General features: G+C 65.0%; 9 protein-coding genes and 1 pseudogene. All 10 read left to right on the top strand.

Annotated features, from left to right (window positions below):
* Positions 1-3: 3 nt before the first annotated feature.
* The 10 genes and pseudogenes from HX881_RS24230 (at position 4) to mdcH (ending at position 14,108) form a co-directional block, all read left to right on the top strand.
* Positions 4-5,934, top strand: a complete 5,931-nt coding sequence (locus tag HX881_RS24230; protein WP_177087042.1) for an Hpt domain-containing protein — start codon at positions 4-6, stop codon at positions 5,932-5,934.
* On the top strand, positions 5,927-6,382 hold the full coding sequence (locus HX881_RS24225; RefSeq protein ID WP_017124836.1) for a chemotaxis protein CheW: 456 nt from the start codon (positions 5,927-5,929) through the stop codon (positions 6,380-6,382). The genes HX881_RS24230 and HX881_RS24225 overlap by 8 nt, the downstream gene beginning before the upstream one ends.
* Positions 6,383-7,571: 1,189 nt before the next feature.
* Positions 7,572-7,724: pseudogene (locus HX881_RS24220) on the top strand (chemotaxis protein CheW); the annotation flags it as partial.
* A gap of 344 nt (positions 7,725-8,068) precedes the next feature.
* Positions 8,069-9,745 carry a malonate decarboxylase subunit alpha gene (gene mdcA, locus HX881_RS24215; protein ID WP_017124833.1) on the top strand — a complete coding sequence of 559 codons (1,677 nt, stop codon included), beginning with the start codon at positions 8,069-8,071 and terminating at the stop codon, positions 9,743-9,745.
* Positions 9,746-10,603 (top strand): triphosphoribosyl-dephospho-CoA synthase, encoded by an 858-nt coding sequence (locus tag HX881_RS24210; protein ID WP_017124832.1) that lies wholly within the window; start codon positions 9,746-9,748, stop codon positions 10,601-10,603.
* The gene (locus tag HX881_RS24205) at positions 10,603-10,902 is read left to right on the top strand and encodes a malonate decarboxylase subunit delta (RefSeq protein ID WP_017124831.1); all 300 of its coding nucleotides are present in this window, start codon (positions 10,603-10,605) and stop codon (positions 10,900-10,902) included. Before HX881_RS24210 ends, HX881_RS24205 begins: the two co-directional genes overlap by 1 nt.
* Positions 10,895-11,746, top strand: a complete 852-nt coding sequence (locus HX881_RS24200) for a biotin-independent malonate decarboxylase subunit beta (protein ID WP_177087040.1) — start codon at positions 10,895-10,897, stop codon at positions 11,744-11,746. Before HX881_RS24205 ends, HX881_RS24200 begins: the two co-directional genes overlap by 8 nt.
* Complete coding sequence (mdcE, locus tag HX881_RS24195) at positions 11,743-12,546, top strand: biotin-independent malonate decarboxylase subunit gamma (protein WP_177087038.1); 804 nt, start codon at positions 11,743-11,745, stop codon at positions 12,544-12,546. The genes HX881_RS24200 and mdcE overlap by 4 nt, the downstream gene beginning before the upstream one ends.
* Before the next feature lie 6 nt (positions 12,547-12,552).
* Positions 12,553-13,182, top strand: coding sequence for a malonate decarboxylase holo-ACP synthase (locus tag HX881_RS24190; RefSeq protein ID WP_177087443.1), 630 nt, complete (start codon positions 12,553-12,555; stop codon positions 13,180-13,182).
* Positions 13,179-14,108 carry a malonate decarboxylase subunit epsilon gene (mdcH, locus tag HX881_RS24185; protein WP_177087036.1) on the top strand — a complete coding sequence of 310 codons (930 nt, stop codon included), beginning with the start codon at positions 13,179-13,181 and terminating at the stop codon, positions 14,106-14,108. The genes HX881_RS24190 and mdcH overlap by 4 nt, the downstream gene beginning before the upstream one ends.
* Positions 14,109-14,159: the final 51 nt, after the last annotated feature.

Below are 14,159 nucleotides of genomic sequence, written 5' to 3'. Positions count from 1 at the left end.
AGCATGAGCGACCACCACGACTATGTGGCCCTCGAATGGGTCAAGGGCGAAATCGCCGACACCCTGAAGCAGGCCCGCCAGGCCCTGGATGCCTTCGACGAACCGGGGCATTCGAGCCAGGACATCACCGAGTGCCTGGCCTGCATCCACCAGGTGCATGGCAGCTTGCAGATGGTCGAGTTCTACGGCGCGGCCCTGCTGGCCGAAGAGATGGAACAACTGGTGCTGGCCATGCAGCAGGGCCGGGTCGGCGAGCAGGAAGAGGCCATCAGCCTGTTGCACCAGGCTTTCGGTCAACTGCCGCTGTACCTGGACCGTGTGCACAGCGCCCGGCGCGACCTGCCGCTGGTGGTGCTGCCGTTGCTCAACGACCTGCGCAGTGCCCGCGGCGAAAGCCTGCTCTCGGAAACCAGCCTGTTCAGTCCGACCCTGCTCGAACTGCCCGCCCTCGACGACGCGGCCCTGGCCCGCCAGGCCCCGGCGGAACTGCCCAACCTGCTGCGCAAACTGCGACAGATGCTGCAGACCGCGCTGGTCGGCTTGCTGCGCGAACAGGACGATCAGACCAACCTCGGCTACATGGCCAAGGTCTTCGCCCGTCTCGAAAGCCTGTGCCAGAACGCTCCGCTGGGCCAGCTCTGGCAGGTCGGCTCGGCGCTGGTCGAAGGCATGCTCAGCGGGGCCATCGGCAACAGCCCGGCCCTGCGCAGCCTGCTCAAGGATTCCGACAAGGAACTCAAGCGCCTGCTGGAACAGGGCATGGCCGGCATCAACCAGGCCGCGCCGGACGAATTGCTCAAGAGCCTGCTGTTCTATATCGCCAAGGCCGAGCGGCCCACCGCGCAGATGCTCGCCCTGAAGGCGCGCTACGGTCTCGACGAGGCCTTGCCCGCGACTTCCGTGGTCGACGAAGAGCGCGCGCGCCTGGCCGGCCCCGACCGGGACGCCATGCGCTCGGTGGTCTCGGCGCTCTGTGAAGAGCTGGTACGGGTCAAGGAGCGGCTCGACCTGTTCGTGCGCAGCGACCGCCAGCACACCGACGACCTGGCCAGCCTGCTGGCGCCGTTGCGGCAGATCGCCGATACCCTGGCGGTGCTCGGTTTCGGCCAGCCGCGCAAGGTCATCATCGATCAACTGGCGGTGGTCCAGGGCCTGGCCCAGGGGCAGCGCGAACCCAATGACGCGGTGCTGATGGATGTCGCCGGGGCCTTGCTCTATGTCGAGGCGACACTGGCCGGGATGATCGGCACGGTGGAGCCGGAAAGCCGCGAAGAAAGCCGCCTGCCGACCACCGACCTGACCCAGATTCACCAGATCGTGATCAAGGAAGCGCGGATCTGCCTGCAGCAGGCCAAGGACCTGATCGTCGACTACATCGATGCCGACTGGGACCGCGAGCGCCTGATGCCGCTGCCCGAGCTGCTGACCCAGGTCCGTGGCGCCCTGGCGATGATTCCCCTGGGCCGCGCCGCGAGCCTGCTGGAAACCTGCAACCGCTATGTCCGCGAACACCTGCTGGTAGACCCGGCACCACCGTCCTGGCAACAACTCGATCGGCTTGCCGACGCGCTGACCAGCATCGAGTACTACCTCGAGCGCCTGGCCGAAGACCATGAGGCGCCTGGCGAGCGGGTGCTGGACAAGGCCGAGGAAAGCCTCGATGCGCTGGGCTATGCGCCGGTCGAACTGGACGTGCCGTTGCTCGAAGAAATCCTGAGCCCCAGTGAGGCCCAGGTCATGCACGATTTGCAGGCGCTGGACGACCCCCAGGTGGTGCAGTCCCTGGCCGATGTCCTGGCCAGCCCGGTCTCGGCGCTCAACCCGCCGGCCCGGCAGATGCCGGGGAGCCTGCTGCCGCCGCCGTCCGATGAAGCGCCGGTCGATGACGAATTGCGCGAAGTCTTCCTCGAGGAAACCGAGGAAGTCCTCGATGCCTTGCGCGACTACCTGCCACGCTGGCTCGCCGATCTCGAGAGCAAATCGGCCCTGGCCGAGTTGCGCCGGGCCTTTCATACCCTGAAGGGCAGCGGTCGGATGGTGCGTGCGCTGGTGCTGGCCGAACTGGCCTGGGCCGTGGAGAACCTGCTCAACCGGGTGCTGGAGCGCAGCGTCGAACCGGAGCCGGCGGTGCAGCAACTGATCGCCGATGTGGTGGCCTTGCTGCCGGAGCTGATCGGCGAGTTCGCCGCCAATGCCCAGCGCCAGCGTGACGATGTCGACTGGATAGCCGCCCGGGCCCATGAGCTGGCCAGTTCGGATGACGACGAGGCTGACGTCGCTGGCGAGGCCGAGGGCCTCGACCCGCAGTTGCTGGAAATCTTCCGCAACGAGGCCGAAACCCATCTCGACAGCCTCAACCGTTTTCTCGAGCAGGCCGCCGAACACCTGCCGCTGCAGGCCAGCGACGAACTGCAACGGGCCCTGCACACCCTCAAGGGCAGTGCCTATATGGCCGGAGTCCTGCCGATGGCCGAACTGGCCGCGCCGCTTGACCACCTGGCCCGGGAATTCAAGGCCCACCTGCTGGCGCTGGACCTGGACGAGATCGAACTGCTGTTCGAGGCCGAAGGGTTGTTTCGCCGTGGCCTGAAGCAGTTGGGCAACGATCCGCTGGCCGCCATCAGCGGCGCGCCGGAGCTGATCCAGCGCACCGAGGCCCTGCTGGCGAGCCGTCTCGACGCGTTGCTGAGCGAGCCCAGCAGTGCCCAGCGGCCCCGGCGTGACCCGCAACTGATCAACAACTTCCTGGCCCAGGGCATGGATATCCTGCTGGACGCCGAGAACCTGTTGCTGCGTTGGCAGCAGCATCCCGGCGAGCGTCAGGAGCTCAACGACCTGCTGGACGAACTGACCACCCTCGGCCAGGGCGCGCATATCGCCGACCTGGAGCCGGTGGACGAGTTGTGCGAAGCCTTGCTGGATCTCTACGGCGCCGTCGAAGAGAGCAGCCTGGCGGTCAGCGAACGGTTTTTCCATGAGGCCCAGCAGGCCCATGAAGCGCTGATCAACATGCTCGACGAACTGGCCGCCGGCCAGGCAATCAACCCGCAGCCGGCCCGCGTCCAGGCACTGCGCGAGTTGCTCGACGAAGCCCTCGACCCGTCCGCCACCGGGCTGATCAAGACCGACGGCAGCCGCACCCTGAGCATCACCGAGCTGACCACGGCCACCGCCGAGGCGGCCCGGGTTGACGCGGCCGGGGTGGCCGGCGGCGTCGATCTGGATGACGAGATCGTGACGATCTTTCTCGAAGAGGCGGCGGATATTCTCGACAGCGCCGGGCTGGCCCTGCAGCGCTGGCTCGACGAGCCGGACAACGCCGCGCCGCTGCTGTCCCTGCAACGCGACCTGCATACCCTCAAGGGCGGCGCGCGGATGGCCGAGATCGGTCCGGTCGGCGATCTGGCCCACGAACTGGAAAATCTTTACGAAGGCCTGGTGGACCGGCGTTTCAGCCACTCTCCGGCCCTGGCGCTGCTGCTGCAAAAGAGCCATGACCACCTCGCCGTGCTGCTGGAGCAACTGCAAGGCCAGCAACCCCTGAGCGATCCGGCGGCGCTGATCGACGGCATTCGCGCGTTTCGCCAACAGGCGGCGGAACCGCTCGAACCGGACGAGCCGGCCGAGTTGCCGACAGCGGTCAGCGATCCGGAATTGCTGGAGGTCTTTCTCGAGGAAGGCTTCGACATCATCGAAAGCTCCGGCGCCGCGCTGCAGCGCTGGCAGGCCGAGCCGTCGAGCCGCCAGGAAGTGGAAACCCTGCTGCGCGACCTGCACACCCTCAAGGGCGGTGCGCGAATGGTCGAGATTGCGCCCATCGGCGACCTGGCCCATGAACTGGAGTTTCTCTACGAAGGCGTGTCGACCCTGCTGCTGCAGCCTGGCGAGGCGCTGTTCGAGTTGTTGCAGAGCGGCCATGACCGTCTGGCGCAGATGCTCGATGCGGTGCGCGACGAACAGCCGGTGGTCCCGGCCGATGCCCTGATTGCCGAGATCCAGGCCTTTGGTCGCCAGCCCGTGGTCGAGCTGCCGGTGACGCCGGAGCCTGCGCCTTCGCTGCCGTCCAAGAGCGAGGCGGTGCTGCCCGAAGCCGAGCGTCCGCCCCAGGACATGGTCAAGGTCTCCGCGGATCTGCTGGAGGACCTGGTCAACCTGGCGGGGGAAACCTCGATCTTCCGTGGGCGCATCGAGCAGCAGGTGAATGACGCCAAGGTCGCGCTCAACGAAATGGAAACCACCCTCTCGCGGATGCGCGACCAACTGCGGCGGATGGATATCGAAACCCAGGGGCGGATCCTCAGCCGTCAGCAGGTGGAAGCCGAGCGCCTGGGCTACGAAGAATTCGACCCGCTGGAAATGGATCGCCACTCGCAGTTGCAGCAACTGTCGCGGGCCTTGTTCGAGTCGGCCTCCGACCTGCTCGACCTCAAGGAAACCCTGGCCGGCCGTAACCAGGACGCGGAGAACCTGTTGCTGCAACAGGCGCGGGTCAATACCGAGTTGCAGGAAGGCCTGATGCGCACGCGCATGGTGCCGTTCGAACGCCTGGTGCCACGCCTGAAGCGCATCGTCCGGCAGGTGGCCGGAGAGTTGGGCAAGGACGTCGATTTCATTGTCGGCAATGCCGAAGGCGAGATGGACCGCAATGTCCTCGAACGCATGATCGCGCCCCTGGAACACATGCTGCGCAACGCCGTTGACCACGGCCTGGAAAGTGCCCAGGTGCGGCTGGCGGCCGGCAAGCCGGAACAGGGACGGATCACCCTGGACCTGTCCCATGAAGGCGGCGACATCGTCTTCGATATCCGCGACGACGGCGCCGGTGTTCCCCTCGATGCCGTGCGGCGCAAGGCGATCAAGCGCGGGATGATCGAGGAAGACACGCTGATCAGCGACCGCGACGTGTTGCAGTTCATCCTCCAGCCGGGCTTCTCCACCGCCGAGCGCATCACCCAGATTTCCGGGCGCGGCGTCGGCATGGACGTGGTCCACGAGGAAGTGCGGCAACTGGGCGGGACCATGACCATCGACTCGATCAAGGGACAGGGCGTGCACTTCCAGATCCGCCTGCCATTCAGCGTCTCGGTGAACCGCGCGCTGATGGTGCAGTGTGGCGAGGAGCAATATGCGATCCCGTTGAATACCGTCGAAGGCATCGTGCGGGTCCTGCCCGGCGAGCTGGAAGGTTATTACCAGATGAACCCGCCGCGTTACGAATACGCCGGGCAGACCTACGAATTGCGCTACCTGGGCGAACTGCTGCAAACCGTCAGCAAGCCCAAGCTGCTCGGGCTGAGCCAGGCGCTGCCGGTGCTGCTGGTGCATTGCAACGAGCAGCGGGTGGCGTTGCAGGTGGACACCCTGGCCGGCACCCGGGAAATCGTGGTCAAGAGCCTGGGGCCGCAGTTTGCCGCCGTGTCGGGCTTGTCCGGCGCGACGATTCTCGGCGATGGCCGGGTGGTGTTGATTCTCGACCTGCTGGCCCATGTGCGCACTTCCCAGGCCTGGGTGCCGGTGCCGCGGGCGCTGAGCGACCTGGCGGTGGACTTCACGCCGATGCGACCGACGCTGGTCATGGTGGTGGACGACTCGGTCACGGTGCGCAAGGTCACCAGCCGGCTGCTGGAGCGCAACGGCATGAACGTGATCACCGCGAAGGACGGCGTGGACGCGATGACCCTGCTGCAGGAACACACCCCGGACCTGATGCTGCTGGATATCGAAATGCCGCGCATGGACGGCTTCGAAGTGGCGACCCAGGTCCGCAACGATCCGCGCCTCAAGGACTTGCCGATCATCATGATCACTTCCCGTACCGGCCAGAAGCACCGCGACCGGGCCATGGCCATCGGCGTCAACGACTACCTGGGCAAGCCGTACCAGGAATCGGTGCTGCTGGAGAGCATCGCCCACTGGAGCCATGTGCATGCATGAACATCGTGCGAGCAGCCTGACCGGGCTGATGCTGCCGCTGGCCGACCGCTACCTGCTGCTACCGAACGTGGCGGTGGCCGAACTGATCGACTACCAGCGCGGCGAACCGGCCAGCGATGCGCCGCCGTGGTACCTGCGGCAAGTCACCTGGCGTGACCGGCAGTTGCCGCTGATCAGCTTCGAGGCCGCGTGTGGCGGGGCCATTGCGGTCGGCGACCGGTCGCGGATCGTCGTTCTCAATGCCCTGGGCGGGCGGCCGGAACTGAAGTTCATCGCCCTGGTGATCCAGGGCATTCCTCGCTCGTACAAGCTCGACAGCCAGCTGAGCTTTGTCGACGTGCCGCTGTGCCACCTGGAAAAGGCCGCGGTCCAGGTCGCCGACCTGGTGGCAAAAGTGCCGGATCTGCTGGGGCTGGAGCGCCTGGTGCTGGAGTCGGGGCTGGCCTGACACCCGGACTCTGGCGTGACGACTGCCGACCGCGCTCTACACGGTAATCTTTTAACCCTCCATATCGCTGCCGGCATGGGCTTGATCCTTGGCGATGGGACCTGAGATAAACGCTTGATCCGCAAACGGACCGAACGCCACGCGCTGATGTGCGGCGATACCAAAGGTTTCCGAAACCCGCCTGTCAGCAAAGTTGAAGCCAATAGCTGAATAGTCATTTTCAATCAGCCGTGGCGGTGAGCGAACATATCGCCTTTAGTGCTAAACAGAAGAGCGAATGGAAGTTTTTGGATGCAGAAGAGGTTTCTGCTCGGTATCTAACAGCCACACTCGCACCCTTGCGATTTTCGTCAAGCAGGCTATATTTAATGCTTGGGTATTATGTGTCAGCCGGCTGTTGGCAAGCGCTCTCAACTCTTTGCCATTGCTGCCTTCATTGCTGTTACCTCTATCAGCAAGAATCAGCAAGCCAAGGAGAGCTGTCATGACAAAAAGTACCGATACCTCTGAACATGCAACTACAAATCAGATACTTGAGAGCGAATCAAGTCAGCCAGGAATACAAGAATATATAATAGTAAACATATTAACCATGGTCAATCGTCAGTTTTATCTATACTCCACCCCATTACCCAGGGGCCAAATTTCGATTACTAACGCAAGTAGCCATCCTCCTTTATCACAGTGGACGTTTTATCGCCTGGAGGGAGAGCAGGACACCTTTCATATTCGATCATACCCTGATAACCACCTATATTTGACTTATGATGCTGGCGTCCAAACAGTGCGCCTCAGAGATCGCAGTGGAAACGATGATCAAAAGTGGCTTGTTTTGCAGGTAGATCCCGGACCAGATAGAGGGGTTTATTATATATGCAATATAGTTAGACTAAGTAGTTACATGCGTGTCAACACTCCTCTGTATAACAATGCGCCCGTTGTTACCGAGTTTAATCTTCATAATATTGCTGAAAGATTTACTCTGGAGCCCATTGGGATAACCCCTTAACACGCAGGCTATACCGAGCACTTGGCTGGTATGTGTCAGTGGCTCTTGGTAGCCGATCACCTCGCCATTGCCGTTACCTCAATCAACAGTCAAAGGATACCTCTGCTTATATTCAGTATTGCCAGGAAGAGGATTATCAAGCATTCAAGCCGAAAACGACTTGGGGAGGCTTGTACAAGACCCCGCTCGTACAAGCTCGACAGCCAGCTGAGCTTTGTTGAAGTGCCACTGTGCCATCTGGAAAAAGCCGCGGTCCAGGTCGCCGACCTGGTGGCAAAAGTGCCGGATCTGCTGGGGCTGGAGCGCCTGGTGCTGGAGTCGGGGCTGGCCTGAGCGATTGCGTGGCGGCGGCCGGCCTCTTCGCTGGCAAGCCAGCTCCTACAGGTTCAGGGGCGCTTGATGTGGAGGGCGACACAGAGCACTGTGGGAGTGGGCTTGCCCACGAAGAGGCCCTTGAGACTTGCAGCGCCACTGATGGCCTCTTCGCCGGCAAGCCAGCTCCTACAGAGTGGGCTCGCCCATTCTGGCGTTCCAGTGTCTTGCTCATACCGCCGGAGTCAAAGTTGCGGGTTCTAGAACCATTAACCTGAGCGTAACAATCCAGCGCCGGGCTTGATTGATGCCCCGGCGATTCGCTCCTACTGTCTACTCCACGAAAGCGAACCCGTGGAGTGAGCATGACAACCCCCAATTCCCCCGACTCGCGCTGGACCCGGCGGCGTGCCGAGAAGCAGCGCCGTCTCGAGCAGGTGCGGGCCCTCGCCGATGGCGTGGTGTTGCCCACCGACAAGATCGTCGCCGCCCTGGAAGCCCTGATCATGCCCGGCGACCGGGTGGTGCTGGAAGGCAACAACCAGAAACAGGCGGATTTCCTCTCGCGCTCGCTGGTGAAAGCCGACCCGGCCAAACTCCACGATTTGCACATGATCATGCCCAGCGTCGGCCGCGCCGAGCACCTGGACCTGTTCGAGCGCGGCATCGCCCGCAAGCTGGACTTCTCCTTCGCCGGCACCCAGAGCCTGCGCATCAGCCAGTTGCTGGAAGACGGCCTGCTGGAAATCGGCGCGATTCACACCTACATCGAACTCTATGCCCGGTTGGTGGTGGACCTGATCCCCAACGTGGTACTCAGCGCCGGCTTCATGGCCGACCGTGCCGGCAATATCTACACCGGCGCCAGCACCGAGGACACCCCGGCCCTGATCGAGCCGGCGGCGTTCAGCGACGGCATCGTCATCGTCCAGGTCAATCAGTTGGTCGATGACGTCAGCGAACTGCCCCGGGTGGATATTCCGGCGTCCTGGGTCGACTTCGTGGTGGTGGCCGACAAGCCGTTCTATATCGAGCCGCTGTTCACCCGCGACCCGCGCCATATCAAGCCGGTGCATGTGCTGATGGCGATGATGGCGATCCGCGGGATCTACGAGAAACACAATGTGCAGTCCCTCAACCACGGGATCGGTTTCAACACCGCCGCCATCGAGCTGATCCTGCCGACCTACGGCGAATCCCTCGGTCTCAAGGGCAAGATCTGCCGCAACTGGACTCTCAACCCGCACCCGACCCTGATTCCCGCCATCGAGAGTGGCTGGGTCGAGAGCGTGCATTGTTTCGGCACTGAACTGGGCATGGAAAACTACATCGCCGCCCGGCCGGATGTGTTCTTCACCGGGCGCGACGGTTCGTTGCGTTCGAACCGGATGTTCTGCCAGTTGGCCGGGCAATACGCGGTGGACCTGTTTATCGGCGCAACCCTGCAGGTCGACGGCGACGGTCATTCTTCCACGGTGACCCGCGGTCGCCTGGCCGGTTTCGGCGGGGCGCCGAACATGGGGCATGATCCACGCGGCCGTCGCCATGGCACCCCGGCCTGGCTCGATATGCGCCTCGATGGCGGCGATGCGCCCGAAGCGTTGCTCGAACGCGGCAAGAAGCTGGTGGTGCAGATGGTCGAGACCTTCCAGGAGGGCGGCAAACCGACCTTCGTCGAGACCCTCGATGCCGTGGATGTGGCGAGGAAAAGCGGGATGCCGCTGGCGCCGATCATGATCTATGGCGATGACGTCACCCACCTGCTGACCGAAGAGGGTATCGCCTACCTGTACAAGGCCCGTTCCCTGGCGGAGCGCCAGGCGATGATCGCCGCCGTGGCCGGTGTCACGGCCATCGGCTTGCGGCATAACCCCAAGGACACCGCGCGGATGCGTCGCGAAGGCCTGATCGCCTTGCCCGAAGACCTCGGTATCCGTCGCACCGATGCCAGCCGCGAACTGCTGGCGGCCAAGAGTGTGGCCGACCTGGTGGAGTGGTCGGGTGGCCTCTACAACCCGCCCGCCAAGTTCAGGAGCTGGTAAATGCACGCCTTCAATCTGCCAGCCCAACCCCTGTCCCTGGCCGAGCGCCTGGCGGACTTCGCGGTGGAAGCGCTGATCGACGAAGCCGACCTGTCGCCCAAGCCGGCCCTGGTGGATCGCCGCGGCAACGGTGCCCACAGCGATCTGCACCTGGGGCTGATGCATGCCTCGGCCTTGTCGCTGTGGCCGATGTTCAGGGAAATGGCGGATGCCGCGGCCGCCAGCGGCACCGTCGACCTGCCGCTGCGTGAAGCCCTCGGCCGTATCGGCCGTGAAGGCGAGCAGGCCATGCTGCAGACCACCGGCGGGGTGAATACCCATCGCGGCGCGATCTGGGCCCTGGGCTTGCTGGTGGCGGCGGCGGCGCTCGAGCCGCGCGTGGTGACGGCCAATGCCCTGACCCTGCGCGCCGCGCGCCTGGCCTTGCTGGAAGACCGTCATGCGCCCAACGGCAGCAGCCACGGCAGCCAGGTCGCCCAGCGCTACGGCGCGCGTGGGGCCCGGGAAGAAGCGCAACTGGGCTTTCCGGCGGTGACCCGTCTCGGCCTGCCACAACTCAAGCGCAGCCGGCTGGCCGGCCACGGCGAACAGAACGCCCGGCTGGATGCCCTGCTCGCGATCATGACCAGCCTGGCCGACACCTGCGTGCTCTACCGCGCCGGCGTGCCGGGTCTGCAGGCCATGCAACAGGGCGCCCGCGCCGTGCTGGAGGCGGGCGGCAGCGCCAGCCTGGCCGGACGGCGCAGCCTGCATGAATTGGATCAACAGCTGTTGGCGATGAACGCTTCACCGGGTGGCGCGGCGGATCTGCTCGCCGCCTGCCTGCTGATCGACCGCCTCGAACAGGAAGCCTTGTGATGGAAAAATTGTCCTTTGAATTCCCCGCCGGGCAACCGCCCAAAGGCCGTGCGCTGGTGGGTTGCGTCGGCTCGGGCGATCTGGAAGTGCTACTGGAACCCGGCCATCCGGGCCGCCTGTCGATCGAGGTGACGACTTCGGTGAACGGCAGTTCGGCGCGCTGGCAGCATCTGTTCGAGCGACTGTTCGATGGCCAGCTGCCGCCCGCGCTGAGCATCGATATCCACGATTTCGGGGCGACTCCCGGTGTGGTCCGCCTGCGCCTGGAACAAGGCTTCGAGGAGATCGGCCATGACTGACAGCGAGCAATTGTTGCACAAGCACAGCTTCGTCGAACTCGGCGCCCGCCAGCGTGCGCGGGCGTTGCTCGACAGTGGCAGTTTTCGCGAACTGCTCGACCCCTTTGCGCGGGTCATGTCGCCCTGGCTCGAACGCCAGGGCGTGGTGCCCCAGGCCGATGACGGGGTGGTGATCGCCAAGGGCAGCATCGATGGCCTGCCGGTGGTGGTGGCTGCCATCGAAGGCGCCTTCCAGGGCGGCAGCCTCGGTGAAGTGGGCGGGGCGAAAATCGCCGGTGCCCTGGAACTGGCCGCCGAAGACAACCGCAAGGGCATCCCGACCCGCGCCGTGCTGCTGCTGGAAACCGGCGGCGTGCGGTTGCAGGAGGCCAACCTGGGGTTGGCGGCCATTGCCGATATCCATGCGGCGATTGTCGACCTGCGGCGTTATCAGCCAGTGATCGGCGTGGTGGCCGGGAGCGTCGGTTGCTTTGGCGGCATGTCCATCGCGGCGGCGTTGTGCAGTTATCTGCTGGTGACCCAGGAGGCGCGGCTTGGCCTCAACGGCCCGCAGGTGATCGAACAGGAAGCCGGCCTGGAGGAATACGACTCCCGCGACCGTCCGTTCATCTGGAGCCTGACCGGCGGCGAACAGCGTTTCGCCAGCGGCCTGGTGGATCGTTACGTGGCCGATGATGTGGCACAGGTCCGGGAGCAGGTCGCGGCCTTGCTCGAGGCCGGTGTGCCCGAGGCGCAACGCAGCCGGCAGGCGCACTGGTACCTGCAGCGGCTGGCCGAACTGGATGCCGGGCCGCAGATCGATCCCGCCACGGTTCGTCGTCTTTTCCAAGGAGATCGCCCATGAGCGCTTATTCCCTGCGCGGTTTGCACTGGTTCCAGGCCCTGACCGCCGGTGTCGGCGAAGTGTCCGGCCTGCCGCCTTCACTGAAGGTCGCGGATGCCGAGCTCGGCGGCCACCCGGTGCGCTTCCTGGCAGTGGTGGCGGACCCGGCCAATCGCTTTGTCCGCGCCCGCAATGGCGAGGTCGGCCTGCTGGAGGGCTGGGGCCTGGCCAAGGCCGTGGATGAAGTGATCGAGGCTGACAGCGGACGCACGGACAAACGGGCCCTGATCGCCATTGTCGATGTACCGAGCCAGGCCTACGGGCGTCGTGAGGAAGCCCTGGGCATCCACCAGGCCCTGGCCGGAGCGGCGGACAGTTATGCCCGCGCCCGCCTCGCGGGGCACGCGGTGATTGCCCTGCTGGTGGGCAAGGCAATGTCCGGGGCCTTTCTCGCCCACGGTTACCAGGCCAACCGGCTGATCGCCCTGCGCGATCCGGGGGTGATGGTCCACGCCATGGGCAAGGCCTCGGCGGCACGGGTGACCTTGCGCAGCGTCGAAGAGCTGGAAGCCCTGGCCGCCAGTGTGCCGCCGATGGCCTATGACATCGACAGCTACGCCAGTCTTGGCCTGCTGTGGAAAACCCTGGGCGTGGAACAGATCGAACAGCCGACGGCCGGCGACATGGCACAGGTGCAGGACTGTCTGGTCGAAGCCATCCACGATGTGGCGCACAAGGGTACGGACCTGAGCGGACGCCTGGGCGCGAGCAATCGGGCGGCGTCGAGCCGGGTTCGGCAACTGTTGCGCGAGCAGTGGTGAATGGCGATGCAGGCTGACGACGAACTCCTTCCTCATGACTTGCTCTGGGGACTGACCCCGGCGCAGTTACCGGAGGACGCACCGGGCTGGGTCGCCGAGGCGCTGAGCCACGGCCAGCCGGTGGTGGTGCGGCGTGCGCTGGCGTCTGCCGGCCAGGTGCCGGTGGGGGTGCGCGGGGTTCTGCGTGAACAGCGTTTTGCCACGCTGATGCCCCGGCGGCTGGTCGAGCGTCGGGTACGCCCCGAAGCCCTGATCGCGAGTATCGGTTGGGGACGCGACTGGCCAGCCTTGCAGGCGCTGCATTATCTGCGGCCCTTCCTGAACGCTTCGGGCTTGGCCTGGGGCGTCGGCGGCAGTGCCGGTTTCGAGTTGGCCACCGGCTTGCCGACCCTGCATCAGCAGAGCGACCTGGACCTGATCCTGCGGGCGCCACAAGCCTTGTCGCGTCGTCAGGCCGCCGGCCTGTTGCAGCAATTGGACAATCCGTTCTGCCGCGTCGACCTGCAGGTGCAGACGCCACAAGGCGCGGTGGCGCTGGCCGAGTGGGCGGGCCCGGCACGCCGGGTCCTGCTCAAGCGGGCCGAGGGCGCGCTGTTGGTGCTCGATCCCTGGGCCGACCAGGAGCAGGCGGCATGAGCAGCCTGCTGGTGTTTCCCGGCCAGGGTGCACAACAGCCCGGCATGTTGCAGCGGCTGCCCGATGCCGCCGTGGTCCGCGATTGCCTGCGCGAAGCGAGCGAAGTCCTGGGCGAGGAGGTCGCGACCCTGGATACGCCACAGGCCCTGGCCTCGACCCGTGCGGTCCAGCTCTGCCTGCTGCTCGCCGGGGTGGCCGCTGCCCGCTTGTTGCTGGAGAACACGGAGGCGCCGAGCCATGTCGCCGGCCTGTCCATCGGCGCCTATCCGGCGGCGGTGGTGGCCGGGGCGCTGGACTTCGACGATGCCGTACGGCTGGTGAGCCTGCGTGGCGAACTGATGCAACGGGCTTATCCACAGGGCTATGGCATGACCGCCCTGATCGGGCTGGAACTGGCGGTTGTGGATAAGTTGTTGGCCCAGGTGCACAGCGAGCGCACCCCGGTCTACCTGGCGAACATCAACGCCGACAACCAGTGTGTGATCGCCGGGAGCGAGGCGGGTATGAATGCGCTGGTTGCCCTGATGAGAAAGGACGGCACCGCCCGGCGCCTGGCGGTCAGCGTGCCTTCTCATTGTCCGCTGCTGGACGAACCGGCCCGGGCATTGGCCGCCGCGTTCGCCACGGTGGCGCTGCGCGCGCCGCGGCTGGGCTACCTCAGCGGCAGCAGCGCGCGGCTGCTGCGCACCGCCGAACAGATCCGCGATGACCTGGCGTTCAACATGTGCCGGGTCGTCGACTGGCGCGGCACCGTGCAAAGCGCCTATGAGCGCGGCAGCCGCCTGCAGATCGAACTGCCACCAGGTTCGGTATTGACCGGCCTGGCGCGTCGGGTGTTCGAGCAAGGCACCGTCATTGCCTTCGACGGTGCCCGGCTGGACAGCCTCAAGGCGCTGATGGATGAGGAGGGACGCCGTCACCGATAAACACCGGCTGCTGCTTCGAAGGACAAAAACAACAACTTCGACAATGCGATG

It is taken from the genome of Pseudomonas gingeri (assembly GCF_013386115.1).
In the GTDB taxonomy this organism is placed as follows: domain Bacteria; phylum Pseudomonadota; class Gammaproteobacteria; order Pseudomonadales; family Pseudomonadaceae; genus Aquipseudomonas; species Aquipseudomonas gingeri.
This window is presented reverse-complemented; position numbering and strand designations above follow the sequence as displayed.